Origin of the sequence: Hymenobacter elongatus, from assembly GCF_004745955.1 — a bacterium.
Lineage (GTDB): Bacteria > Bacteroidota > Bacteroidia > Cytophagales > Hymenobacteraceae > Hymenobacter > Hymenobacter elongatus.
Genome location: NZ_SRLD01000003.1, coordinates 69,414 through 95,482 on the forward strand (window position 1 = coordinate 69,414; position 26,069 = coordinate 95,482).

The window sequence follows — 26,069 nt, forward strand, 5'->3', positions numbered from 1 at the left end:
CAAACAGCAACATCCTGGCCCTGCCCCCAAGCGCCCTTGTTTCCAAGACCCACCACCCATGACCAATCCTATTACCCCGGAGCAGGAGGCCGCCTTGGTGGCCGCTATCCGGCAAGCCGAAATCACTACTTCCGGTGAAATTCGGGTTCATTTGGAAGACAGCTGTCCTACTCCCGAGCCACTGGACCGCGCGGCCCAGGTATTTGCCGAGCTAGGCATGCACAACACGGCCCAGCGCAACGGCGTGCTGTTTTACCTGGCCTGGAAAACCCGGCAGTTCGCCGTCATTGGCGACGCGGGCATCAACGCCGCCGTTTCCGACGACTTCTGGGAAATTACGAAGGAAACCGTGCTCGACCAGTTTCGGGCCGGCAAATACGTGGTTGGCCTGGAGCGGGGCGTGCGCATGGTAGGCGAGCAGCTCAAGCGCTACTTCCCCTACAACGCCGCTACCGACAAAAACGAGCTCGACGACTCTATTTCATTTGGCGACCCCGCGCCGCCCCGCCTATGAGGCACGCCTTACCCCTGCTGGCGCTGCGGCACTGGCTCCGCTTTTTCCTGCTGACCGTTGGCTTGTTCTTCGGCCTTCGGGCCTTCAGCCTAGCCCAACAGATTCCGCCCCGGCCCAGCCCGGCCCGGCTCGTAAACGACCTGGCGGGCATGCTGCGCCCGGAGGAAGTGCAGGCGCTGGAGCAGAAGCTGGTGGCCTACAACGATTCCACGTCGTCCCAGATTTCGGTGGTAACCGTGGCCACACTAGGCGACGATGAAATAGCTGACTATGCCCAAAAGCTCTACGAAGCCTGGGGCATTGGCCAGAAAGGCAAAAATAATGGCGTGCTGGTGCTGGTGGCCGAAAAGGAACATCTGGCCCGCATCCAGACCGGCTACGGCCTCGAAGGAGCTATTCCCGACGCGCTGGCCAAGCGCATTATTTCCAATACCATCGTGCCGGCTTTCCGGGAGCAGCGCTACTATGAAGGCCTCGACCGGGCTACCAGTCAACTTATTGCGTTGGCCAAAGGCGAGTATCAAGCCGACCAGGAGCCGGCCTCCCGGCGGCGCAACGACTCCAGCGGCTCGGGCTGGACGTTCTGGCTCGTCATCGGGGCCATTGTGCTCTTCATCCTGCTACGCAGCCGCGGTGGCGGCGGTGGCCGGGGCGGCGGGTTCCGCGGCGCCATGATTCCCCCGCTCATTTTCGGTGACTTCAGCGGCGGCCGCGGCGTATTTGGTGGCGGTGGCGGCTTTGGCGGCGGCGGCGGCGGGGGTGGTTTCGGCGGCTTCGGCGGCGGCAGCTCCGGCGGCGGCGGCGCTAGTGGCGAGTGGTAAAGCAGCTTTGTACCGACAGTAAAATAAAAGGCCTGAACCGATGTGGTTCAGGCCTTTTATTTTACTGTTTAGAAAGTCGCCAACCATAACCAGCACGTTATGCTTCGACTTCGCGGCCGCCAGATAAAGCATGATGTTCTTTTGACTTTCTAAACAGCTTCATTATTTCAACCGGCTTAAAGCTACTCTATCACCACACGGCGCGTCACCGGGCCTTCGCTGTAGACAACGCGCAGCAGATAATATCCCGGCCTTCAGCTGCTGTATGGGCAGCGTCAGATCAGCTGTGGTTACGGGCTGGGTCAGCACCGTGCGGCCCAGGTTATCGAGCAGTTGCACCGACTGCGGCCGGGCAGCGGCGTCGAGTGAGAGGTGTAGCTCGGAGTGGGCGGGCACGGGCCAGGCTTGGGTGCGGGCGGCCAGCTGGGCATTGGACTACGTGCAGCACGTTGGGAGCCAGCAGCCGCGCCAAGCCGGTGACGGGCTGGCCATTTACGCTGCTGAAATAGCCTGCCACCAGAATTTTACCATCGGACTGCAGTTTTATATTTTGGACACTGGCATTAAAAAAGTTATTCCCGAATGTAGCGTTAAAAGAAGCATCTGATTGTCCATTAGTCTGCTTGCGAATTATACCCTTAGTAAAAATTGCGGGTAGTATTTGAGTGTCGGGCTGTAATACAATGCTATTAATTAGAGGCGAGCCAAATACTGACAATGCGCGCAAAACAGCAGTGAAGGTTTTATCGAGTGCTCCATCCGGCAATACTCTAATGAGACCAAGCGCTTCATTTTCCGGCACATTGTAACCCAGATAGCCACCGGTCACTATTTTCCCGTCGGGCTGTACTAAAATCTGATCCGCCCTGGAATCTTGGGCACTTTGGATAGGTGAAGAAAAGCTTGGATCAAGCTGGCCATCTGGCTGTAGGCGTACCAACGCATGCAGAGTTGTCGTATTAAAATAGTCCCAACAGCCGCCCACCAAGATTTTACCAGTGGCTAGTAGTTGTAAAGCCGAGATTGTCCCATACACGGAACTGGCGGCAAATGAATTATCCAACTGACCGTTTGCCATAAGCCGTGTGACCTCATAGCCTGTACTGATCACAATACGCCCATCTGGATGCACTACAAAACGTGACGAATAAACGTTGTTTAAGAGCGGAGACCACTGAAATGAATTATCAACAGCGCCACCGGTCAGCCAACGAACGATCTTCTTGTTGTCAGTGGCTCCAGCACTGGGTCTGGCACCACTGAATAGACTTGTTGCGACGATTCATCAATGAGTTAAGCAAAAATTCCATAGCCCGGCGCACACTTCTAAAGCCACATCGAATTGGTCGAGATTGCGCATTCGCAGGCGGTCAGCCAAAATATGGTACCGTTTCAAGCCGCCCAAGCTATGCTCGACCATGACCCGCTTACGCGCTTGTTGCGTATTGCGGAATTTATAGTTTTTCGTCAACGGTCTGTTCTTTGATTTTTTAGTGGGCAGAAATAATTTGCCGCACCGATACGTTTTGCCGCACCCCTGAAAACCTGAATCAACCCGCATTTTTAACCCCTCAAACCACGCTTTATCAGATGATAACAGCTTTTTTAGTAAGGTAAAGTCATGCATACTACCGGGAACTACCCGGCTCACATACACCAACTTTCGCTGGGCATTGGCGGCCACGAGTGCTTTCAGGGTGTGCCGTTTTTTTACCGCTGTACCGCGCTTTTTGTGCTTGCTTCTCTTGCGGCCGTTGCGTGGCAAATTCGGTAGCGTCGAGTAAAACGGCCCGACGTTTGGAAAAATAACGCCGCCATGCCGCAGACCAGCCCCAATACGTCGTAGGTCAAGCCCGATTGACAGCTGAAAAGGGTAAAGAAGAGCAAGTCGGCTTCGCTTTTTACACTCGTTCCTACCGGATTAATAATCATTTTATCAGGTAGCTGCATACCATAAAAAGTTTCGTAAGCCTGCGTAAATACGCTTAGTAATTGCTCAAATTGATGGGCATCACACCCCACCGCTAAGCGCCACTGCCGAGGAGGTTTTAGGTCGTAAATCGAAATCTTCATCCACAAAATTCGTGTCAACTACCCGCAGCAGCGCCACCACATCCAAGGCATCGGCCAGGGCCTGGTGGGCCACGGTGGCGTCGGCGAAGTGGGCGCGGGCCTTGCAGATGCTCATGGTGGGCAGACGGGTGTCTTTGCGCCAGTTCAGGTGAAACGCCGCCGGGTCGAGTAGGGCCGGCTCGTGGCGCACCAGCGTGCCCCAGCCGGGCAGCTGCCGCAGAAACGGCACGTCGAACGACCCAATGTTTTTGCCGGCCAGCGTCACCGCTACGCAGTCGTGCTTGTCTGCTTTGAAGCCGTGCAGCAGCAGAAACTCGCGTAGCTGCGGCACCAGCTCAGCCGGTATGCACAGTTCGGGGTTAGCGTCTTTGCGGGCCAACTCTTCCAGCAGGCGGGCATTCAGGGCCAGCGCGCCGGCGAAACGCATCCCATTTCGACCCCTACGCCTATGCCACCCGGCATCACATCGAGCAGACAGTGAATAAATTAAAACAGCACCGACGCCTCGCCACCCGCTACCACAAACTCGACGCCTCCTTTGACGCCTTCCTCTGCGCACGCAGCGCCACGCTATACCTTAACTGAGCCCCCCCCTAGGGCCCAGCTCGTTGTCGGGGAAGGAGGGATTGGCAGGCACGCAGCAAAGCGTGCGCCGCTGAAATACAAGCTACGCAAAACAGAAGCGTCTCTGGGCACCTGGCAGCGCTGCTGGTTAACACCTCATGACTGGCTCACGCGGTCAGGGGCGTGAGAAGACGGCAATGACTTTCTTAAACCTCCAGCTCCCGCGTATTTCGGCCGTTGGTGGCGCGCAGCGGAGACCAAAACCACGCCCAGCCATCGCCCCCCATCGACGCTGGCAAGGTTCGCGAAACCAAAGCGGCCCTGCCTGGGAGCGGTTCCGCCTGTCGTGGGCAAACGGGCAATGTTCGGTGTGGCGGTGCCTACCAAAACCGGTTCGGGGGCTTTGACCGATAGGGCTTAGCGTGAGCCCCGATGTTCCGCGCTACCTGCCCAATTATTAAGCTGCGGGCATCGGGCCGAGCAACAAATACCCGGACGTGCTACGTCGCCCGGGGCGTTCCTTGCCGATTACGCTGGTGCCGCTTGCCTAGTTCTGTGCGGTTGGTTTGGGCACGCTTCGTCGGGGAACCGGCCTATAGCGCCACGACCTTGTTTCGTGACATTTTTTGTATATTTAATTATACTAATTAGCCGCTTGGCCATGGGCATTGCCCGTGATGCAACCGACCAGCACTTTCCTTCCCGCCTTCCTTCCTAACCCCCTTGGCCATGACCCGACTTTACGCCTTCCTGTGCCTGCTGCTGGCCTGGCTGCCCGCTGCCGTGTGGGCCCAAACCATCAGTTCCTTCGCCCCCGCCTCGGGCAACGTGGGCACGTTGCTCACGCTCCGCGGCACCGGCCTAGACCGGGTCACGGCCGTGGCCGTGGGCGGCACGGCCGGCGTGATTCTGGACAAGACCCCCACCGCCTTGCGCCTGCTGGTCATGCCCGGCGCCACCAGCGGGCCCCTGACCACCACCGGCGGCGCCCCGGCCGCCTCGGCCACGGCCTTCACCGTCACCCGCACGCCCCTGGGCACCGCCCAGCAGGGGCCCAAGCTCGTCGGAACCGGCGCCGTGGGAGGTGCAAAGCAAGGCCATTCCGTGGCCTTGTCCGCGGACGGCAACACCCTGGCCGTGGGGGGGTACGAAGACAACACCTTTAGCGGAGCCGTGTGGGTGTTTGTCCGCAGCGGCACGGGCTGGAGCCAGCAGGGGCCCAAGCTCGTCGGCACCGGCGCCGTGGGCAATGCTAGCCAAGGCCATTCCGTGGCCTTATCCGCGGACGGCAACACCCTGGCCGTGGGGGGGTACGGGGACAGCCCTACCGGGGCCGTGTGGGTGTTCGCCCGCAGCGGCGCGGCCTGGAGCCAGCAGGGCCCCAAGCTCGTCGGCACCGGCGCCGTGGGCAATGCTAGCCAAGGCTGGTCCGTCGTCTTGTCCGCCGACGGCACCACCTTGGCCGTGGGCGGGTACAGCGACAATATCTCTACCCTCCCTAACGCCGTTCCGGGGGCCACGTGGGTGTTCGCCCGCAGCGGCACAACCTGGAGCCAGCAGGGCAACAAGCTCGTCGGAACCGGCGCCGTGGGAGGTACAAGGCAAGGCGAATCCGTGTCCTTGTCGGCCGACGGCACTACTTTGGCCGTGGGCGGACCAGGCGACAACAACCGTGGCGGGGCCGTGTGGGTGTTCGCCCGCAGCGGCGCGGCCTGGAGCCAGCAGGGGCCCAAGCTCGTCGGCACCGGCGCCGTGGGAGGCAATGTAAACCAAGGCCGTTCCGTCGCCTTGTCGGCCGACGGCACTACCCTGGCCGTGGGCGGGCCCAATGACAACAGCTTTGGCGGGGCCATGTGGGTGTTCGCCCGCAGCGCCGCGGCCTGGAGCCAGCAGGGGCCCAAGCTCGTCGGCACCGGCGCCGTGGGATCCAGTGCAAGGCAAGGCGAATCCGTGGCCTTATCCGCGGACGGCAGCACCCTGGCCTCGGGCGGGAACGATAGCAACACCTTTTACGCAAATACGTGGGTGTTCGCCCGCAGCGGCGCGGCCTGGAGCCAGCAGGGGCCCAAGCTTTTCGGCGCCGTGCCGATTTCGTTACCAGTCTCTGCAAGCAAGAACGTTTCCGTGGCCTTGTCGGCGGACGGCACCACCCTGGCCGTGGGCGGACCAGGTGACAACATCAGCGGTATTGGGGCCACGTGGGTATTTTCGGCGGCCAGCAGCCCGCTGGCCGCGCGCGCCGGGGCCGGGCCGCAGGCCCGCGCCCGCTTTTTTCCCAACCCCGTGGCCGGGCAGCTCACCGTCGCCGGCGGGCCCAGCACCGGCTCGCTGCGCCTGCTCGACGGCCTGGGCCGCACGGTGCTCACCAGCGCGTACCGCGACGGCCAGCCGCTGGACCTCCCCGCTCTGCCGGCGGGCCTCTACTGGCTGCAACTAGACCAGCAGGCCCCCCGGCCCCTGCTCAAGCGCTAAACCGCGGCTGCGCCGCGCGCCGGCCCTGCTTACTCCTTTTGTCACCCCCTAACCCCTACTTCGCCATGACCCGTTTCTACGCTGTGCTGTGCCTGCTGCTGGCCTGGCTGCCCGCTGCGGCCCAAACCATCAGTTCCTTCGCCCCTGCCTCGGGCAACGTTGGCACGCTGCTCACGCTCCGCGGCACCAACCTGAACCTGGTCACGGCCGTGGCCGTGGGCGGCACGGCCGGCGTGATTCTGGACAAGACCCCCACCGCCCTGCGCCTGCTGGTCATGCCTAGCGCCACCAGCGGGCCCCTCACCACCACGGGCGGGACCCCGGCCACGTCGGCCACTGCCTTCACTCTCACCCGCACGACCCTGGGCACCGCCCAGCAGGGCCCCAAGCTTGTCGGAACCGGCGCCGTTGGCTCTTCTTGGCAGGGCAGTTCCGTCGCCTTATCCGCCGACGGCACCACCCTGGCCGTGGGCGGGCACCTTGACAACAACAGTATCGGGGCCACGTGGGTGTTCACCCGCAGCGGCACGAGCTGGAGCCAACAGGGCCCCAAACTCGTCGGAACCGGCGCCGTTGGGCCTACTGTATACCAAGGCCGTTCCGTCGCCTTATCCGCCGACGGCAACACCCTAGCCGTGGGTGGGGCGTTTGACAACTACTCTAGCGGGGCCACGTGGGTGTTCACCCGCAGCGGCACCGCCTGGAGCCAGCAGGGCAACAAGCTCGTCGGAACCGGAGGCATTGGACCTTCTTTGTTTCAAGGCTATTCCATCGCCTTATCGGCCGACGCCACTACCTTGGCCGTGGGCGGATACGGTGACAGCAACGGTATGGGAGCCACGTGGGTGTTCACCCGCAGCGGCACGAGCTGGAGCCAGCAGGGCAACAAGCTCGTCGGAACCGGAGGCATTGCCCGCCCATGGCAAGGCCGTTCCGTCGCCTTATCCGCCGACGGTACCACCCTAGCCATGGGCGGGCAATACGATAATAACGATGTCGGGGCCACGTGGGTGTTCACCCGCAGCGGCACCGCTTGGAGCCAGCAGGGCAACAAGCTCGTCGGAACCGGCGCGGTTGCAACCCCTAGTTACGGTGTAAGCCAAGGCTATTCCGTCGCTTTATCGGCCAATGGAACCACCCTAGCCGCGGGCGGGTACTATGACACCAACTTTAGAGGGGCCACGTGGGTGTTCACCCGCAGCGGCACCGCCTGGAGCCAGCAGGGCAACAAGCTCGTCGGAACCGGAGCCATTGCAAGCCCTAGTTTTGGTGTACGCCAGGGCGCTTCCGTCGCCTTGTCGGCCGACGGCACCACCCTGGCCACGGGCGGGCCTGAGGATAACACCAACTTTAGCGGGGCCACGTGGGTGTTCACCCGCAACGGCACCGCCTGGAGCCAGCAGGGCAACAAGCTCGTCGGAACAGGGGCCGCCGCTAGTAATGTAAACCAAGGCGTTTCCGTGGCCTTATCGGCCGATGGCACCGTCCTGGCCGTGGGCGGCCCCCATGACAATGGCAGTAACGGGGCCACGTGGGTATTTTCGGCGGCCAGCAGCCCGCTGGCCCTGCGCAACGTGGCCGCGCCGCGCGCCAGCGCCGACTTCTTTCCCAACCCCGTGGCCGGGCAGCTCACCGTCACCGGCGGGGCCAGCGCCGGCACGCTGCGCCTCTTCGACGGCCTGGGCCGCACGGTGCTCACCGGCACCTACCGCGACGGCCAGCCGCTGAACCTGCCCGCCCTGGCCCCGGGCGGCTACTGGCTGCAACTAGACCAGCAGCCCCCCCGGCCCCTGCTCAAGCGCTAGGCCAGGGCCGCACCGCACACTCGATGAGGCACTTTTTGTATGCCCCGGCTATACTGGCGCGGCCGGCTAATGGTCGCTGCGCACGCCGGCGCGGATGGGAACTGCCAGGCGGTTTTCAGCGGGCGGCACCGGGCACGACTACTGGCCACTGGTGTTGTAGGCGCAATACGGATTGTAGGCGCGGTTGAAGTCGAGCGGCACGACGCTGGTTTTGGGAATCCGGAAGTCGAGGTAGCGGCCGCCACCGTAGGTTTCGTGGCCGTTGGTGGGGTCAGTGAAGGGCACGAACAGGTAGTCCTCGTAGCCGGGCTGGCGCATCAGGTCCAGGCCCTGATACGCACTCAGCTTCAGCTTCTGGCCATTCATTACGCAGTGCAGCTCGCCATACTTGCGGTACTCGGGCTCCCGCAGGCCGGTGGTTTTCATCCGGAACGGGGCCGAGGTGGAGTCGCGCACGAAGGTGGCTTCCACGTAGCAGCGGTAGTCGGCGGGAAAGAAGGGCAAGCCCTGGAAAGCCGCACGAGCCTCAACGGGCAGCGGTGTTTTGGTCGGGTCACGGTATTCGGTGTTCAGCTCCTGCTGCAAGGCCCCTACGGTCTGGGCGTGCGCCGCAGGTGGCAGCCGACTGTCGGTTTGGCCGTAGCTGTGGGCGGCTAGCATAGGTAGCAGCAGGAAAATACCAAGAACAGGATATATGCGCTGCATATATGTGGTGTTAAAAAGACCGCCGCACCAATACAGCGCGGCGGGAAACCTATTCGGCTTTCGGCGCACTTATTCCACTATAATCCGGCGCGTCACGGGGCCATTGACATAATTGACGCGCAGCAGGTACATGCCCGGCCGCAAGTGCTGCACGGGCAGCGCCAGCTCTATTTTGGTGACTCTCTGTGTTAGCACCACCCGGCCCATTGCGTCGAGCAGCTGCACGTGGCTGGGTGTGGAAGCGGCATCCAGGCTCAAGTACAACTGGTCGTGGGCGGGAATGGGCCATGCCTTAGTAGCGGCGGCCGTCACCGACTGCTTTGCCATCAGCACCTGCGGAGCATTCAAGCGTGCCAGCGACCAGCGGGCTTGGCCGGCAATCCTACTGAACTGGCCGCCAACGACTATTTCTCCGGTGGGCTGCAGCACCGCGCTATATACGGGGCCATCTACCAGGGTAGCGCTAGCGGCAAAAGAAGCGTCCAGGGCACCATTGGGCAACAGTCGGGCGAGCATACCCTGTGCCACACCGTTTGCCTGAATATTACTACTGGAGCCAATCAGCAAGCGGATATTGGGCTGCTGTACCACGAAACTGAGTTCGTCACCGGCCAGATGAGCATCAAAGCCGGTATCGACAGTCCCATCAGCATTCAGGCGCACCATGTTTGCGCGGTCTGCCCCGTTATAGGTACTGAAGCGCCCAGCGGCCACTACCTGCCCATTCGCCAGCGGCAACACGTCCAGCACGGACGATTCGGTGAGCGAAGTAGGTAGCACAAAGGTTGGGTCGGGCCGGCCATCGGTAGTCAAGCGCACCAGAGCGGGCGCGGTATAGCGGCTCCCATTGCTGGCCGAATAGACACCGCCGACGTAGGCGCGGCCGTCGGGCAGCAGCTTCAAACAGAGTATCTGCGCCTGCTTTGCATTACTATTCAGGTTATTTCCGTAAGCCTCGTCCACTCGGCCATTGGGCAGAAGTCGGTGTAAGTTACTGACCCCAATGGCCGGTGCCACCACCGAGATGCCTCCGATCAGCACCTTGCCATCGGCTTGCACAGCTATAGCCCGCACATTATGCACACTGATGGCCGTGTTGTTGGCAAGGTCAGCATTGAATGACGGATCAAAGATGCCGCTACTCTGCAGGCGCGCCACGCCCACGGCCTTGTTGCTGCCAATGGCTGTAAATCGGCCGCCAATCAGCAGGCGACCATCGGGTTGCTGCTCCAGTGATTCTACTGTGTAGTTGGGGTCGGCCGCAAACGAGGCATCCCGGGAGCCATCGGCCTGAAGACGGACCAGATTACTGGCGGCTTGGCCCCCAATGCTAGTAAAGCGGCCGGCCACGAGCAGCTTCCCATCGGACTGGCGTAGGATTCTGGCCACATACCCGGGCGTTATCAAGGCCGGCTGGAATGTTGGATCGGGCTGCGCATTGGAAGTCAGACGCACCAGACTGGCTCCTCCCACCTGAGTAAAGGCATTTTTCAGGTTGCCAGCTACTACAATACGATCATCGGGCTCCACTACTACCGTATTGATGGCTCCCAGCAGCGTGGCCCCGGTAGGAGACTGTGGGTCAATTGTACCATCGGTCAGCAACCGAATCAAGCTGGTGTTGGCCACTGCTGCCGTGCTTCCCATATACTTTTCAAAGCAGCTTCCCAATAGGACGCGTCCCTTACTATCGACGATCATCTGGTCGTTGCCGCTGTATTCATTAAGGTAACAGCTACTCTGCCCGGTTCCTGGCGCAAACTGCGTAACCTGAGCCCCGGTGGAGGTAAGCCGGAACAAAGGCTGAAAGAAGCCGCCCGACAGCGGTATCATCTGGGGACCTTCTACCAGCACGTCGTTGTTACGTGGGTCCAAGGCTAAGTGCGCTACCCACACATTCGCTCCAGCGGCGGTCAGGTTAATGGCCGGCACAAAGCTGTTGTCGTAGCTGCCGTTGGCATTCAGGCGCACCAGCCGCTGGCGGCCTGTTCCATTGAAGTCCTGAAAACGACCACCGACTACGATTTTGCCATCGGGCTGCACGACCATCGTCTTCACTTCGCCCGCAAATCCGGCACCCATATTGGCCGTAAACTGGGTATCCACGCTGCCGTCGGCGTTCAGCCGGACAAAATAGGAGCTGGCAACGCCATTGAAGGCCGTGAAAGTGCCGCCCAGCAGGATTTTACCATCGGCCTGCACGGCCACCACTTTCGGCGGGCCGGTGCTGCCCGTGCCCGTGGCCAGGGCAGGGCCCAGTGTGCCATCGGAGTTGAGCTGCACCAGGTTGCGGAATGACTGACCGCCCACAGTGAGCGTACCCGGCCCAAACAGTAGGGTGCGCCCTGAAGGCAGCAGGCGCACGAGTTCAGGAGACGGCTGAACGGGCACCGCAACGAAGGTCGGATCGAGGGTACCATCAGCATTTATTCGGGCTAGCTGGGGCCGGGCCGTGCCGTTTACGCGGGTAAAGTTTCCGCTGATGACATACTTGCCATCGGGCTGCCGGAGCATAGTCTGGATTGTAGCCGGCTGGTAGGTATCCGTCGCCGGGAAGGATGCATCTACCGTCTGCGCTCCGCTACGCTGGCAAAACCCAGACAAAAGACTGTAATCAGCAGGAAATAAGGTAACCGAGGCAACATGATGGAAATGGGTAAATCAAGAGACAATGATGACCACGATACCGGACTCAGATAGGCCACCAAGGGCTGCACACCGGTTTATAAGTAGCCTACAGGCAAAACCTGGTATCAGGCTACCCATCGGGCTATAGCCGCACAATGGAGGAGCTAAACGGCGGATAGCGGACTGAACGATATGGCCGAATTCAATACATACCTTGGCAATTAGGATGGCCAACTCATGAATTGTTGGTTATTACTGAATAAGAGAAGACAAAACTACGCGGGCTGAGACCAGTATCCTATCCGCAGTTCTCCGGCTGCCCTCCGTACCTTCGCCCCTGCTATGACCGACACCACCGCCCAAGCTCCCCGCAAGCTTTTCCTGCTCGACGCCTTCGCCCTGATTTACCGCGCCCACTTTGCCTTCAGCAAGAATCCGCGCATCAACTCCAAGGGCATGAATACCGGGGCCGTGCTGGGCTTTACCAATACGCTGGTGGAAGTGCTGCAAAAGGAGAAGCCCACCCACATCGGCGTGTGCTTCGACGGCCCGAAAAAGACATTCCGCCACGAGCAGTTTCCCGAGTACAAGGCCCAGCGCCAGGCTATGCCCGAGGACATCGGCACAGCCATTCCCTACATCAAAAAGATCATCGAGGCCTTCCACATCCCGATTCTGATTATGGAGGGCTTCGAGGCCGACGACGTGATTGGCACTCTGGCCCGCCACGCCGAGGAGCACGGCTTCGAGGAAGTGTACATGATGACGCCCGACAAAGACTACTGCCAGCTCGTGACCGAGAAGGTGAAAATCTACCGGCCGGCCTTCATGGGCAACTCGGCCGAAATCCTGGATTTAGCCCATGTACTCCAGCGCTTCGAAATTGAGCGGGTGGCGCAGGTCACCGACATCCTGGGCCTGCAGGGCGACGCTTCCGACAACATTCCCGGTATTCCCGGCATCGGTGAGAAAACGGCCAAAGCGCTGATTCAGAAGTACGGGTCGGTCGAAAACCTGATTGCCAACTCCCACGAGCTGAAGGGCAAGCAGCAGGAAAACGTGCGCAACTTCGCTGAGCAGGGTCTTTTGAGCAAGGAACTGGCTACCATTCACATCAACGTGCCCATTCCCTTCGAGCCGGAGGCGCTCTGCTGCTCTGCTCCCGACGAGGCCAAGCTCACGGCCCTGTTCGACGAGCTGGAGTTTCGGCAGCTGGCCGCGCGGGTGCTCAAAACAGCTCCCGCCCGCACTTCGGCCACGGCTATCAGCCCGGCCAAAGGCAAGAAAAGCAGCGTGCCGACCGGGGCCGGCCACCAGGCCTCGCTGTTTGCCGCGCCGGTGGGCATCACCGAAATGGGGGAAGAAGAAGCCGATGTGCTGCCCACCACGCGCCGCACGCTGGCCGAAGTGCCGCACCAGTACCACCTTATCGACTCGCCCGCGCTGCGCCGGGAGCTGCTCAGGTTCCTGCTGCTGCAACAGGAAGTCAGCTTCGACACCGAAACCACCGGCCTCGACACCATGACGGCCCGGCTGGTGGGCCTGAGTTTCTGCTGGCTGCCCGGCGAGGCCTACTACGTGCCCGTGCCGCAAAACAACCCCGCCGCCGCCCAGGCGCTGGTCGATGAGTTCCGACCGTTTCTGGAGCACGAGGGCATCCTGAAAATCGGGCAGAACATCAAGTACGACCTCACCATTCTCAAGCACTACGGCATCCGCATCGGCGGGCCGCTATTCGACACCATGCTGGCCCACTACCTGCTGGAGCCCGACATGCGCCATAACATGGACGTGCTGGCCGAAACCTACCTGCACTACACGCCGGTTTCCATCACGGAGCTGATTGGTCCCAAAGGCAAAAAGCAGAAAACGATGGCCGATATTCCACCCGCCGAGGTATCGGACTACGCCTGCGAAGACGCCGACGTGACCTTGCAGCTCAAGCACGTGTTCGAGCCCAAGCTTGCCGCGTTGGGGCTGCTCAAGCTGCTCAATGAGGTAGAGAATCCCTTGGTGCCGGTGCTGGCCGACGTGGAGTACGAAGGCGTCCGGATCGACTCCGGCGCCATGGGCGACTACTCGGCCGAGCTGCAGGGCTACATCGTCGATATTGAGAAGCAGATTTTCGCCGCCGCCGGCCAGGAGTTCAACATCGGCTCCCCGAAGCAGCTGGGCGAAATCCTGTTCGATAAGCTCCAGCTGGGGGGGGGCAAAATCAAGAAGACCAAAACCGGCCAGTACGCCACCGGCGAAGAAGTGCTGAGCCTGCTGGCCCCCGAAAACCCCGTGGCAGCCCTCATTCTGGAGCATCGCCAGCTCACCAAGCTGCGCAGCACCTACGTGGAGGCCCTGCCCCAGCTGGTGTGCGAAATGGATGGCCGCGTGCATACCAGCTTCAACCAGGCCGTGACGGCCACCGGCCGCCTGAGCAGCACCAACCCCAACCTGCAGAACATTCCGATCAGGACGGAGAAGGGCCGCGAGATTCGCAAAGCCTTCGTGCCCCGCGACGCTAACCACGTGCTGGTAGCGGCCGACTACTCCCAGATTGAGCTGCGCATCATGGCCGATTTTTCGAAGGACGCCACCATGATTGAAGCCTTCCGCCAGGGCATCGACATTCACAGCAGCACCGCCAGCAAGGTGTTTCATGTGCCGCTCGAAACCGTGGACGGCGAAATGCGTCGCAAGGCCAAAATGGTCAACTTCGGCATCATCTACGGCATTTCGGCCTTCGGCCTGGCCCAGCGGCTGGGCGTGGGGCGCAAGGAAGCCGTCGAAATCATTGATGCGTATTTCGAGGAGTTTTCGGCCGTGAAGCAGTTCATGGATGCCAGCATCAACAAGGCCCGGGAGCTGGAGTATGCCGAAACCCTGCTGGGCCGCCGCCGCTACCTGCGCGACATCAACTCGCGCAACGCCACGCTGCGCGGCTTCACCGAGCGCAACGCCATCAACGCCCCCATCCAGGGCACGGCCGCCGACATCATCAAGATTGCCATGATCCGCATCCACGACTGGCTGCAACGGGAGAAGCTCGGCACCCGCATGATTCTGCAGGTGCACGACGAACTGGTGTTTGACGCGCCCAAGGAGGAAGTCGACTACATTATTCCCCACATCAAGGAGCTGATGATAAACGCCTTGCCCCTGAGCGTGCCAATGGAAGTGGAAGTAGGCACCGGCCAGAACTGGCTACAGGCGCACTAACCCGAAAAAGGCCGGCACCCACACGGGGTACCGGCCTTTTTTTGGCTTGGGCTAACGAGCTATCCGCTACTTGGCCGAGAAGGTAGTGTTCGTAACGGTGGTTACATCGGGCTGCACGATCGTGCTTTTCAGCACCATCTTCGACGACGACAGCTCCACTATGTCTACCTGCACAGCAGCGCCGCCGCCCAGCTCCGGCGAGTTCAGGTACAGCTTGGTTTGGTCGGAGTTGATGTCCCAGCTTCCCATCGCCACCTGCTCACTGTCGGGGCACACATTTTTGCCTTCGTTTGCTTCCAGGCTTTTGTTGGAGTTGAACCGCAGGAAGTTATCCTTCTCGCAATCTACCAACTCTTTGTAGATATCCTCGGTACCCGTTTGGGAGCCGGTGTAGGTAATGGTGGCAGCCGATACCTGCCAGTTTTTACCGGTCAGCAGATCAGCCTTGGTTTCGGTTTTGTCTTTTTTGCAGGCCCCGAGCGAGCCTACCAACAGTAGGGATAAAGCAATAAGAGAAGAGCGTTGCATGAATGAAATTGGGTTAAAAAAAAGGATGGAGCAAGATAAGGGGTTTTCTGGCCACTACCCAACCCTGATGCTGCCCCGGCGCGGAGTTCATTCCAAACACTAGGCTGCTCCCACTGGTATAGTACCCGATATGACTGAATCTACGATTTTCACTGCGCCTGCTGCTGCCTTCGATGCCGTCGTCATCGGGGCCGGGCCGGTGGGGCTGGCCTGTGCGCTCGAAGCCCGCCGCCGGGGCCTCCGCGTCTGCGTTATCGACAAAGGCGCGCTCGTCAACTCCCTGGTGGGCTACCCGACCAATATGGAGTTCTTCTCCACCCCCGAGCTGCTCGAAATCGGCGGTTACCCGTTTCCTACCAACCACTACAAACCCCTGCGCGAAGACGCGCTGGACTACTACCGCCGCGTGGCCACGAGCGAAAATCTCACGCTGCGCCTCTACGAGCGGGTGCTGGCCCTCGAAGGCACGCCGGGCGCTTATGCAGTAGTGACGGAAAAAGGCCGGCTGACCGCGCGCTACGTCATCGTGGCCACGGGCTTTTTCGACGTGCCCAACCGGCTGGAAGTACCCGGCGCCGACCTGCCGCATGTGAGCTATTACTACAAGGAGCCCTACGCCCACGTCGGGCGGTCGGTGGTGGTTATCGGGGCCAAGAACTCGGCGGCCAAAGCGGCGCTGCAGCTGGTGCGCGCAGGGGCGCAGGTTACACTGGTGGTGCGGGGCGCAGCTATTTCGGAATCAGTGAAGTACTGGATTCGGCCCGACCTTATCAACCGCATTGCCGAAGGCCGCATCAGGGCACTGTTCACTACCACCGTCGTGGCCATCAGCGCCGAAAGCGTGCAGGTGCTGACACCCGAAGGCCCCCAAACCCTACCGGCCGATTTCGTGTACGCCCTCACCGGCTACCGCCCCGACTACAGCCTGCTGGCCGCCTTGGGCATCACGTTTCAGCAGGACGTGGCCCGCACGCCCTCCCACAACCCCGAAACCTTCGAAACGAACCGCGCCGGGGTGTATGTAGCCGGCACCGTGTGCGGCGGGCTCAACACCAGCCGCTGGTTTATCGAGAACGGCCGGCACCACGCCGCCGTGATAGCCGCCCAGCTAACAGCCGTGACGGCAGCCTGACGCACTACACAAAAGCCCCGCCTCTTTTCAGGGGAAGCAGGGCGTTTTGACAACATATCACCCTCTAAAAGGCCGAGTAGGTGAGTGTAATTGTGTAGGTAGTGTTTGTTGACTGGTCAACATCGGATTGCCTGAGGCTAAGCTTGTTCTCCGTCAGCTCAGTCACATCATACAAGCTGCCTTGGCTGCTGTTGGCTGTTTCCTGCACTATCAGCTTGCTTTCATTGGAGGTCAGATCCCAGGCTCCCTTCGTGGTTTGCGGAGCAGACGGGTCGCAGCGAGCCGGCCCTTCGTCAAACACAACCGTTTTATCGGCGCTGAATCTGAGGATATCATCTTTCGAACAGGCGTCAAACAGGCTGAATACCTCCTGGCTGCCCTGGCTATCAGAGAACGACGCCCCGGAGATGCGCCAGCTTTTGGCAGTCAGCAACTTCGCTTTTGTTTTGGGCTTGGGCTTTACCTCATCCTCTTTTTTGCAGCTGATAAAGTCGTGGGCAGCAAGCAACTGCTGAGGCCCGAAAATCACCGTCGACGGACCGGCTCACCACCGAACTACCATCGCCCTACCGTATACCAAAAACGCCGCCTTCAGCTTGAAGGCGGCGTTTTTGGTATACGGTAACGTTACTACGCTATTTCAGTCCCGCTTAAGGGAACAGGACCGCGTCGTAGTCGTTGGGGTTCACCTGCGGTATCGAAGCGCTATAGTTGCTGTTGATAACCCGGATGAACTCATTGGCAATTACAGCGTAGCCCCGCGAGGTAGGATGCACGCCATCGAGCGAGAACAAATTGCCCCGAATCAAGGTGGCGTTGTTGGTTGCCGCGTTAATGGTCAGGCCCCGCAGCGCAATGGAGTTGAAGAAGCCGTTCATGTCGACCAGCGGCACTTTATTCTGGCGGGCCGTGCGGGCAATAATCGTGTTCAGCTGGTTCGTGCGCGTCTGAATGGCCGTGGCTTCGGCTGGGTCGAGCACAAACTGGCTGGGCAGCGGGTTGGTAGGCGACGTGCCGGCACCGGTAGCAAACTGGGCCTGCGCCGTTAGCAGGAACAAGTCGTTGGCCGTGGCGGCCCGGGCAGTAGTGGAGCTTCCCTCCCGGATAAAGATCGTAGTAATGGCCGGGTTGACGCGCTGAAAGTTAGCTATCACATCTGCCAGGCGCACCGACGTAAAGAACGGCACGTTCACTACGTTCGGAATGTTGGCCGCTGCGCCAGCTACCGTACCATTTTTGCTGATGGTACGCATGATGTTGCGGTAGCCTCGTCCGAAGCTGGTCGTGTCCGTCATGCCGCTGAAAGGGTTGGCTAGGTCGAGCACCGCGCCGTTGGTGGCGTAGGTCAGCACGTCGTTATTCCCCATCCAGCAGGTAAAGAACGTAGGGGTCTTCTGCCCGATGAACGTCACATAATCCTTCGTGCCACGGTCGGCGGCGGGCAGAATGCGCTGGTAGTAGTTGTTGAGGTTGCCATAGCCACGAGCGGCACCGTTGAGGGTTGCTACCGGCACCGGGAAGGCCGGATTCACGGCAATGGCGGCGGTGGCATCGGCGCTCAGCACCGATATACCCGGTACGCCCAGGTTATCGGGCTGGGGGTTGAAAGACGGGGCCAGCTCCAAGGCACCTGAGCCAAACGGCGGAGCCGGCAGACGATTGCCGGTGTAGGCCAGCTGGTAAGTAGCCGGGTTGTTGGTGATGGTACGCGGCGCGGTTTCGCCGGCCGGAATCACCGTGGTGCTCTGGCCGGGCGAGAGGAGAATGGGGCTGCCGGTGCTGGTCAGGCCGAAGAACTTCAGGTAGCCGGAGCCATCCTTGCGGTCATCGGGGAACAAGGGCAGCACAAAACCACCGCCCCCAGCCAGGGCAAACTGCCGCGACAGAATGGCCGGATACGAGTTGTTGATGCCGCTGTTAGCCAAACCGCCACTCTGGAAGCCGGCAGTCAGGGAGTTGCCCACGGCCACGTAGCTGGAGAAGTCAGCCGAGCCTTTTTCGATGGCCGGCGCATCCAGATCGGGTTGGCACGAAGCCAGGCCCAACAGTGCCAGCGCGGGCAGGGTGTTCTTAAGTAGGGACTTATTCATGTCGGAGAAGAAAATCGAGGGTTAGAAAGTGTAGTTCAGGCCCACGCCGGGTACGATGACCTGCGTTTTGTAGGTACCCGCCACCCGATCCGTCGTGTTGTTATCCAGCAGCTCCTGCTGCGTAACGGTCCGCTTCTTCAGGCTCACAAACTGCGTGCTGAAATCCAGGCTGAAGTTCTCTCCGAACTTGTAGGAAGCGCCAATGGTGCCGGTGATACGGTCCGCGTCGGGCGTTTCGGGCGTCACGTAGCCGTCTTTCACGGGCGAGTTGTCGTAGGCACCGCCGGCCCGTACGGTCAGCCCGTCGGTAACCTGATACTGCCCACCCAAACGCAGGGTAACGGCATCCTGATAGTAGCGCTTCGAGGTGCTGGAAGTAGCTCCGTTTACGGGGGCGTTGAACTGGAACTCCAGGTTGCGGTAGGCGCTCCACTGCACGTAGTTCACGTCGAAGCCAAAGGTGAGCTTCTCCGTTGGCATGATGCCCAGCCCGATGCTGGTGGTAGCCGGCAGCGGCAGCGTAGCCTTGAACTTGGTGGCCTGGAAAGCCGGCGTAGCCGTGTTCGACAGGTTGGTGAACGTTACATCGCCATCGTTCACCACCGCGTCGATCTTGGAGCGGTAGCTGATGCCTACGCTCAGCATGCTGGAGGGCTTGAAGAAAACACCGGCGTTGAAGCCTAGCTTGCGCTCCGCTTTGCCATCCAGCTCAATGCTGGCAAACTTACCCTCGGCGTTCTGGGCCGGGATATCACGCTGCAGATTTACGGAGCCCAGGGCCAGGATCATCAGGCCCGCGCCGACACTCAGCTGCTCGGTGATGGCGTAGCTGAACGTAGGCTGTACATAGATGGATTTCAGGTCAATCTGAGTCAGCGCAAAGCGGCCTTCCCAGGCGTCGGCGTACTGCAACTTGCTGCCGAAGGGCGTGTACACGGCAATGCCCGCCCGGAATTTGCCTTCCGCCGGGCCGAAGCCCGCGTAGAAGTTCAGCGGCGTGGTGGTCGTATTTTGTAGCTCCCGCTGCGTACCGCCGTTTTCGGCCCGGAACGCCTGGCGGGCCAGCGTGGCATTCACACCGAGCTGCACCCCGCGCTCCTTCACCATCGCCAGGGCGCCAGGGTTGTAGAACATAGCGGCCTGATCGAGCGAGAGGCCCACACCCACGCCGCCCATGCCGTTGTTCTTCTGGCCGGCCAGCGTCACTTGGTAGCCGCCCGCCGAAGCTGCCGTGCCCGAGAGCAGCGCACCTCCCGCGAAGAGTAGAGTTTTTAAATTCATATGTAAGAGAGGAAAGGGTGAGAAGTAGGGGTTGTTGGGACTAAATGTAGGGAGAAAAAAGAATTAAGTAGTAGGCGTGCCGACTATTTAGCCCACTCGATAACCAGCGTTTTGGTCGGCCAAAAATGCAGCTATTATTCGTTATTTACTACCTGCCGCGTGTGCAGATTCAGCCGCTGGCCGCTCACGAGCAGGTGCACCCGAAAATCCTGGCCGGCCACGGGCTCGCCCCGCCCGATGCGGCCCAGGTTGTTGCCGTGCAGATGATAGCCGTCGACGACCATCACCACGCCGTCGCCGAAGACCTCGGCTTCCTGGCCCCGGCGGATGATAATGCCGGTTTCTTCGGCCAGGCCCAGGCCCAGGCACATCGAGTGCGTGAGCAGGGCATGGGCCAGCCGCCCGAAGCGCCCGCGCTCCACAAAGTGCTGATCGATGAGCAGATTCGGCACCAGGCCCAGCCCGTCGCCGGTCTGGATGCCGCCTTTGCGCAAGGAGCGCCAGCCGTAGCCGGCCACCAGCATATACTCGGGCAGCACCGAGGCGCCGGCGCTGGTGCCGGCAATGACGAACTCCGCATCGGTGTGGTAGCGCTCGGTCAGGACGCGCAAAAACTCGGTGCCGCGCAGAAACTCGGTTATCAGCTCCTGGTCGCCGCCGGTGAAGAACACGAGGCTGGCTTCCTTGAGCCGCCGCAGTGAGGCGAGCTTATCGGCGGAGTGGCGCTCGTCGATTTTGATGTGGTGGACATTGGTGCAGCCCAGCTCGTGCAGAGCCTTGGTGTAGTTGGTGGCCGTCACGGTGGCGTCGCTGGCGGCCAGGGCCAGAATCACGACGAGCGACTCGGGGCCGGGCAGCAGGTCGCTGAGCAGGGCCAGCAGGGCATCATCGTCGCCGCCGCCGAGGGCAACGAGCGTTCCGAGCGGTAACGCGGACGACTGGGACATAGGATACAGTGGTGAGCGAAGGCCAAATGTACACGGGATATTGAAACCCCAACGCCCCCGGGGGTGCGGAGTTGCTACGGTTGAGCCAGGCGTTTTGCCCACTCCGGCGGTTGCGGAGCCCTCGTTGCACGCGGGTAGAGCCGCGACTCGTTAGCTCCGCTGCCCTTCGGTTCGGGCCTCGGTGGTGACTGGCCAAGGCGTTGGCGACCTAGCCCCGCCAGCCAGAGCGGCGGGCGCAGCGCCCAAAGCGGTACTCACGTCAGTGTAGGGGCAGCGGTCTGTAGCGTGCGCTTTGTGGAAACCCCTGCTTGCCCCTTGCCAGAGCTGGCGTTGTTGGGCCGTGCTGGGTTCTGGTTGTTCAGCGCGGCTATGGGTCTCTACACCTTTCTGATGCACAAAAAACCAACGCAAACAACCCCTATGTCACAATAGGGCGGCAAAAGCACCACCGGCGGGCCGCGCCGCCCGCCGGTACCCGGTTGCCGGTCAGCCGGGTAGCCGCCCGGCCTGGCGCCGCTGGCCACGCCAGCCGGCGGCAAATGCCCGTCACAACCCCAGCGCTTCTGTCCTGGACCGCACGCCTCTGCCGCACTACTATTGCAGCCGCGTTCCAGCAGCCGCTTCGCTCACGATTCACGTTCCTTCTTTCCCTTTCTCTTTTCCATGCGTACCCTCGTTTCGCTCACCCTCATGCTCCCCTTGTGCGCCTCGGCTTCGCTGGCCCTGGCCCAAGCCCCGGATTCCGCCACCGCCCGCCACCAGATCGGCCTGACGGCCAGCCCCCAGCTCGACGGCTTCTTCAAAAATAACCGCAGCCTGCCGCTGGGCCTCTTTTACCAACGCCAACTCACTCCTACCAAGGCCCTGCGCCTGCGCTTGGTGGGGTTGGTAAGCTATGCCGACTCCACCAATTCTACCGAAGGGCCATTCGGTGTGACTGATGGCTACGTGACAGGCCCCAGCTACCGCCGCTGGCAAGTACAGGTGTTTGCGGGCTATGCCTGGCAGCGCCCGCTGGGCCGGCGATTCACCCTGGACTACGGCCTCGAAGCGGGCCTGGGCTACCAGCGCCAGGGCTTTTCCGCCGCCCGCCGCCAATCCTATTCCCCCGGTGGCTTTGTCGTGGACTACTTCGAGCGCACGACCCAGGACTTGCAGGTGCAGGCGCGGCCCTTTGCCGGGTTCAGCTACCGTCCCACCCCCCGCCTGCGCCTGTTTGCCGAAACCGCCCTGCCCCTGACCTACACTCATCAGCGCATGAAATACCAAGTGCGCGAAGAATTCACGAAGTCCGACGAGATGGACCGCTTTCTCGATCAGCGGGCCCGCGCCAACCGCGTGGCCCTGACGTGGCGGCCCGTGCAATTGGTTGGTGCCACTTACGCTTTTTAACCCCTTTTTTCTTTAATCCTTTACCAAACTGTATGAAAAAATTATTCACCTGCTGCTGCGCCGCACTGCTGCTGGGACTGTCGCCGCTAGTGCCTCACCTGGCCAACGCTCAACCAAGTGGTCTTAGCAACACCAACGGTATACTGCTATGCCCAGGCAAAACCTATAGCTTTTCTACCACCAGCTCCCCGAGCACCACTGACTGCGCGGTGAACTGGGTCGTAAATGGTGGCTCCACCTTACTGACTAACCCGACTACGGCCGGCCTCATGCGGGTGTCGTTCAACGATGTGCCGGGCGGCTCGGCTACGGTTCAAACCACATACACTGGCTGTAACAATACCACCGCTAATGGCCAGTCGCCGCTCCTCACCGTCTACATCCGTTCGGTGACTAACCGGCCGCTGGGCACGCTGACGCTCAACGGCAGCCCCAGCGGCAACATCGAGTTTGGCACTACCGATCAGGTCACGCTGGAAGTGCCCTTGCTGACCATCCCGCGCAACAGCAATGAGCCCAATCCCATTCCGCTCGTCGCCGAAGGCTACGAGTGGACCATTCCCTCGGGCTGGCGCTGGCCCGATGGCAGCATCTCCAACGGGGCCCCGCGCTTGTTCACGACCAGCACCATGGCCAGCCCCAACCGGCTGCTGGTCGTGCCGTCCGTCAACGCCTGTGGTGGCAGCACCGCGCCCACGGTACGGGTGCGGGCCGTGGAATATGCCTGCGGCGAGCCGCACAGCCGCCCCCGCCGGGCCTGAGCATGGCCGCTTGCGCGCCCGCAGCGCCGCTGAGGCAGAGCGGCGGCGCGGCTTCGATGTCACAATAGGGCGGCAAAAGCACCACCGGCGGGCCGCGCCGCCCGCCGGTGGTGCTTTTGCCGGTCAGCCCGCTAGCCGCCCGGCCTGGCGCCGCTGGCCACGCCAGCGGGCGGCAGATGCCCGTCACAACCCCAGCCCTTCTGTCCTTGGCCGCACGCCACCGCACTGCTACTATTGCAGCCGCGTTCCAGCAGCCGCTTCGCTCACGATTCACGTTCCTTCTTTCCCTTTCTCTTTTCCATGCGTACCCTCGTTTCGCTCACCCTCATGCTCCCCTTGTGCGCCTCGGCTTCGCTGGCCCTGGCCCAAGCCCCGGATTCCGCCACCGCCCGCCACCAGATCGGCCTGACGGCCAGCCCCCAGCTCGACGGCTTCTTCAAAAATAACCGCAGCCTGCCGCTGGGCCTCTTTTACCAACGCCAACTCACTCCTACCAAGGCCCTGCGCCTGCGCTTGGTGGGGTTGGTAAGCTATGCCGACTCCACCAATTCTACCGAAGGGCCATTCGGTGTGACTGATGGCTACGTGACAGGCCCCAGCTACCGCCGCTGGCAAGTACAGGTGTTTGCGGGCTATGCCTGGCAGCGCCCGCTGGGCCGGCGATTCACCCTGGACTACGGCCTCGAAGCGGGCCTGGGCTACCAGCGCCAGGGCTTTTCCGCCGCCCGCCGCCAATCCTATTCCCCCGGTGGCTTTGTCGTGGACTACTTCGAGCGCACGACCCAGGACTTGCAGGTGCAGGCGCGGCCCTTTGCCGGGTTCAGCTACCGTCCCACCCCCCGCCTGCGCCTGTTTGCCGAAACCGCCCTGCCCCTGACCTACACTCATCAGCGCATGAAATACCAAGTGCGCGAAGAATTCACGAAGTCCGACGAGATGGACCGCTTTCTCGATCAGCGGGCCCGCGCCAACCGCGTGGCCCTGACGTGGCGGCCCGTGCAATTGGTTGGTGCCACTTACGCTTTTTAACCCCTTTTTTCTTTAATCCTTTACCAAACTGTATGAAAAAATTATTCACCTGCTGCTGCGCCGCACTGCTGCTGGGACTGTCGCCGCTAGTGCCTCACCTGGCCAACGCTCAACCAAGTGGTCTTAGCAACACCAACGGTATACTGCTATGCCCAGGCAAAACCTATAGCTTTTCTACCACCAGCTCCCCGAGCACCACTGACTGCGCGGTGAACTGGGTCGTAAATGGTGGCTCCACCTTACTGACTAACCCGACTACGGCCGGCCTCATGCGGGTGTCGTTCAACGATGTGCCGGGCGGCTCGGCTACGGTTCAAACCACATACACTGGCTGTAACAATACCACCGCTAATGGCCAGTCGCCGCTCCTCACCGTCTACATCCGTTCGGTGACTAACCGGCCGCTGGGCACGCTGACGCTCAACGGCAGCCCCAGCGGCAACATCGAGTTTGGCACTACCGATCAGGTCACGCTGGAAGTGCCCTTGCTGACCATCCCGCGCAACAGCAATGAGCCCAATCCAACCCCGCTCGTCGCCGAAGGCTACGAGTGGACCATCCCCTCGGGCTGGCGCTGGCCCGACGGCAGCATCTCCAACGGGGCCCCGCGCTTGTTCACGACCCGCACCATGGCCAGCCCCAACCGGCTGCTGGTCGTGCCGTCCGTCAACGCCTGTGGCGGCAGCACCGCGCCCGTGGTACGGGTGCGGGCCGTCGATACGGAATGCGCCATCGGTGCGCAGCCGGGCTATGTGCCCACCAAAAGCGCGGAAAGAGTACTCGCCATCAATTGCATTACGCCACCGCTTACCATCATCAGCAGCCGCACCCCACAGGGCGGCCCGCTGAGCTTGTCTTGTGGCGAGCGGCTGGAAGCCCAGCAGGTGCGCGCCGGCACCGGAACTCTGCCCAGTGGGGGCAGCTTTGGCAGCTACATTTTCACCGCCGGTGGCGTCGTCAGCATCACTTGCTGCCAGAATACCGCTACGCCGGGCCTCTTGCTGACCGGTATCGGCACGGGCACCGTGGCCCTGAGCGCCTTATATACCCGCAACGGGGCCAGTACCACAGTCACAGCCGCTGTTGTGGTCGTTACCGTTCGACCGGAAGCGGCCACCCCCGTTTTTGCGACTACCGACCACGACTTATGCTTGTATCAGACCAAGCGCTTGGCGGTGAATCCGGTACCGGGAGCCGCCAGCTACCAGTGGATGGTGTCGCCCGCCAACCTGACGCCCAGCGGCAGCATCAGCACCAGCGTACCGTATCTGGACATCACCGCCCCGGGCGACAACTCGCTGCCCAACGGGGAGGTGCAGGTGACGGCGTCCTCCGCCGGCTGCGCCACGTCGGCCCCGGCCGTCGTCCGGTTTCAGATTGGGTCCGGCACGGTGGAGTTTCGCAGCTCCGCCTCCTACTACGGCGCGGTGTGCCCCGATGCGCCGGTGGTATTTTCGGTGGCACGCGCCAATGCCCGGGGCCAGGACACGTATGCCTGGCTCGTCAACGAGGTGTATCAGTCGGGCAACATCGACCAGTTTCAGCTCGCCGGCCCCGCGCCCGGGCAGTCGGCCTACGTGCGGCTGGTGCTTACTAACTCCTGCGGGGGTCAGCAGGAGTTTGGCCAGATAATTTACGGAGCCACCGAAATAGACGGCTACGCGTGCCAGCTGGCACGGGCCGTGCCGGGCGGGCCCGTTATGGCGTATCCTAACCCGGCCGACCGGGAGCTGGTGGTGGAGCAGGCCCCCGGCACGGAGCTAACCATCTATAACAGCCACGGGCGCGTGGTGCACAGCGGCCCCGGCGGCCCGGCGGCCGTGCGCATCGACACGCGCCGCTGGCCCGAGGGCCTGTACTATCTGCACACCCAACACAAAAAGGAAATCCGGCGGCAGCAAATCCGGATTACGCACCGCTAAGAAGCTGTGTCCTTTGGCGGACGCCACACGACTAGGCAGTGTGGACAGTAAACAGAAAGAGGGTCGTATACGGAACAAACCAGCTCTTTCGGTCACTGTCCACACACTACTAGTGCGCCGGCGTTCCAGCCGCCGCTGGCCCAGCAGCGGCCAGCGGCTCGCTTCGCCCTCCGTGCTTCTTTTCCCTTTCGCTTT

The 26,069-nt window shown here is 61.5% G+C and carries 20 protein-coding genes and 1 pseudogene; 10 read left to right on the forward strand and 11 right to left on the reverse strand.

Annotated elements, in window-relative coordinates:
• The first annotated feature begins 58 nt into the window (after positions 1-58).
• Positions 59-514 (forward strand): TPM domain-containing protein, encoded by a 456-nt coding sequence (locus E5J99_RS02605; RefSeq protein ID WP_135496158.1) that lies wholly within the window; start codon positions 59-61, stop codon positions 512-514.
• The gene (locus tag E5J99_RS21980) at positions 511-1,335 is read left to right on the forward strand and encodes a TPM domain-containing protein (RefSeq protein WP_135496159.1); all 825 of its coding nucleotides are present in this window, start codon (positions 511-513) and stop codon (positions 1,333-1,335) included. The genes E5J99_RS02605 and E5J99_RS21980 overlap by 4 nt, the downstream gene beginning before the upstream one ends.
• A gap of 322 nt (positions 1,336-1,657) precedes the next feature.
• On the opposite strand, the gene E5J99_RS02615 is transcribed toward E5J99_RS21980, so the two are convergent.
• From E5J99_RS02615 to E5J99_RS02625, 4 genes are all read right to left on the reverse strand, one after another.
• Positions 1,658-2,467 carry a delta-60 repeat domain-containing protein gene (locus tag E5J99_RS02615; RefSeq protein ID WP_262712960.1) on the reverse strand — a complete coding sequence of 270 codons (810 nt, stop codon included), beginning with the start codon at positions 2,465-2,467 and terminating at the stop codon, positions 1,658-1,660.
• Between the two features lie 153 nt (positions 2,468-2,620).
• Positions 2,621-3,019, reverse strand: a complete 399-nt coding sequence (locus tag E5J99_RS02620) for a transposase family protein (RefSeq protein WP_245318675.1) — start codon at positions 3,017-3,019, stop codon at positions 2,621-2,623.
• A gap of 26 nt (positions 3,020-3,045) precedes the next feature.
• Complete coding sequence (locus E5J99_RS21115) at positions 3,046-3,285, reverse strand: hypothetical protein (protein WP_167851943.1); 240 nt, start codon at positions 3,283-3,285, stop codon at positions 3,046-3,048.
• A gap of 61 nt (positions 3,286-3,346) precedes the next feature.
• Positions 3,347-3,835, reverse strand: a complete 489-nt coding sequence (locus E5J99_RS02625; protein WP_135496162.1) for a hypothetical protein — start codon at positions 3,833-3,835, stop codon at positions 3,347-3,349.
• 866 nt (positions 3,836-4,701) lie between these two features.
• On the opposite strand from E5J99_RS02625, the gene E5J99_RS02635 reads away from it, so the two are divergent.
• Both E5J99_RS02635 and E5J99_RS02640 read left to right on the forward strand, forming a co-directional pair.
• The gene (locus tag E5J99_RS02635) at positions 4,702-6,444 is read left to right on the forward strand and encodes an IPT/TIG domain-containing protein (RefSeq protein ID WP_135496163.1); all 1,743 of its coding nucleotides are present in this window, start codon (positions 4,702-4,704) and stop codon (positions 6,442-6,444) included.
• A gap of 65 nt (positions 6,445-6,509) precedes the next feature.
• On the forward strand, positions 6,510-8,249 hold the full coding sequence (locus E5J99_RS02640; protein ID WP_135496164.1) for an IPT/TIG domain-containing protein: 1,740 nt from the start codon (positions 6,510-6,512) through the stop codon (positions 8,247-8,249).
• Between the two features lie 66 nt (positions 8,250-8,315).
• Here E5J99_RS02640 and E5J99_RS02645 read toward each other — a convergent pair.
• A pseudogene (locus tag E5J99_RS02645) lies at positions 8,316-8,954 on the reverse strand (DUF1684 domain-containing protein).
• Positions 8,955-9,023: 69 nt separating this feature from the next.
• Positions 9,024-11,468 (reverse strand): T9SS type A sorting domain-containing protein, encoded by a 2,445-nt coding sequence (locus E5J99_RS02650; protein ID WP_135496166.1) that lies wholly within the window; start codon positions 11,466-11,468, stop codon positions 9,024-9,026.
• Between the two features lie 456 nt (positions 11,469-11,924).
• Between E5J99_RS02650 and polA the strand changes: the two genes are divergently transcribed.
• The gene (gene polA / locus E5J99_RS02655; protein ID WP_135496167.1) at positions 11,925-14,792 is read left to right on the forward strand and encodes a DNA polymerase I; all 2,868 of its coding nucleotides are present in this window, start codon (positions 11,925-11,927) and stop codon (positions 14,790-14,792) included.
• A gap of 66 nt (positions 14,793-14,858) precedes the next feature.
• Here the strand turns inward: polA and E5J99_RS02660 are convergent, their stop codons facing one another.
• A complete protein-coding gene (locus tag E5J99_RS02660; RefSeq protein WP_135496168.1) occupies positions 14,859-15,320 on the reverse strand; it encodes a lipocalin family protein in 462 nt (153 codons plus the stop codon).
• 130 nt (positions 15,321-15,450) lie between these two features.
• Between E5J99_RS02660 and E5J99_RS02665 the strand changes: the two genes are divergently transcribed.
• A complete protein-coding gene (locus E5J99_RS02665; RefSeq protein ID WP_135496169.1) occupies positions 15,451-16,452 on the forward strand; it encodes a YpdA family putative bacillithiol disulfide reductase in 1,002 nt (333 codons plus the stop codon).
• 64 nt (positions 16,453-16,516) lie between these two features.
• Here the strand turns inward: E5J99_RS02665 and E5J99_RS02670 are convergent, their stop codons facing one another.
• The 4 genes from E5J99_RS02670 to E5J99_RS02685 form a co-directional block, all read right to left on the reverse strand.
• Positions 16,517-16,960 (reverse strand): lipocalin family protein, encoded by a 444-nt coding sequence (locus E5J99_RS02670; protein WP_135496170.1) that lies wholly within the window; start codon positions 16,958-16,960, stop codon positions 16,517-16,519.
• 142 nt (positions 16,961-17,102) lie between these two features.
• Complete coding sequence (locus E5J99_RS02675; protein ID WP_135496171.1) at positions 17,103-18,542, reverse strand: SGNH/GDSL hydrolase family protein; 1,440 nt, start codon at positions 18,540-18,542, stop codon at positions 17,103-17,105.
• Between the two features lie 21 nt (positions 18,543-18,563).
• Positions 18,564-19,823 (reverse strand): OmpP1/FadL family transporter, encoded by a 1,260-nt coding sequence (locus E5J99_RS02680; protein ID WP_135496172.1) that lies wholly within the window; start codon positions 19,821-19,823, stop codon positions 18,564-18,566.
• A 134-nt stretch (positions 19,824-19,957) separates the two neighbouring features.
• Positions 19,958-20,770, reverse strand: coding sequence for a cyanophycinase (locus tag E5J99_RS02685; RefSeq protein ID WP_135496173.1), 813 nt, complete (start codon positions 20,768-20,770; stop codon positions 19,958-19,960).
• Positions 20,771-21,433: 663 nt separating this feature from the next.
• On the opposite strand from E5J99_RS02685, the gene E5J99_RS02690 reads away from it, so the two are divergent.
• The 4 genes from E5J99_RS02690 to E5J99_RS02705 all read left to right on the forward strand — a co-directional run bounded on the left by E5J99_RS02690 (position 21,434) and on the right by E5J99_RS02705 (position 25,874).
• Entirely contained in the window at positions 21,434-22,162 is a 729-nt protein-coding gene (locus E5J99_RS02690; RefSeq protein WP_135496174.1) for a hypothetical protein, read from the forward strand.
• Between the two features lie 32 nt (positions 22,163-22,194).
• On the forward strand, positions 22,195-22,923 hold the full coding sequence (locus tag E5J99_RS02695) for a hypothetical protein (RefSeq protein ID WP_135496175.1): 729 nt from the start codon (positions 22,195-22,197) through the stop codon (positions 22,921-22,923).
• Between the two features lie 300 nt (positions 22,924-23,223).
• The gene (locus E5J99_RS02700) at positions 23,224-23,952 is read left to right on the forward strand and encodes a hypothetical protein (RefSeq protein WP_135496174.1); all 729 of its coding nucleotides are present in this window, start codon (positions 23,224-23,226) and stop codon (positions 23,950-23,952) included.
• 32 nt (positions 23,953-23,984) lie between these two features.
• On the forward strand, positions 23,985-25,874 hold the full coding sequence (locus tag E5J99_RS02705) for a T9SS type A sorting domain-containing protein (RefSeq protein WP_135496176.1): 1,890 nt from the start codon (positions 23,985-23,987) through the stop codon (positions 25,872-25,874).
• Positions 25,875-26,069 lie beyond the last annotated feature (195 nt).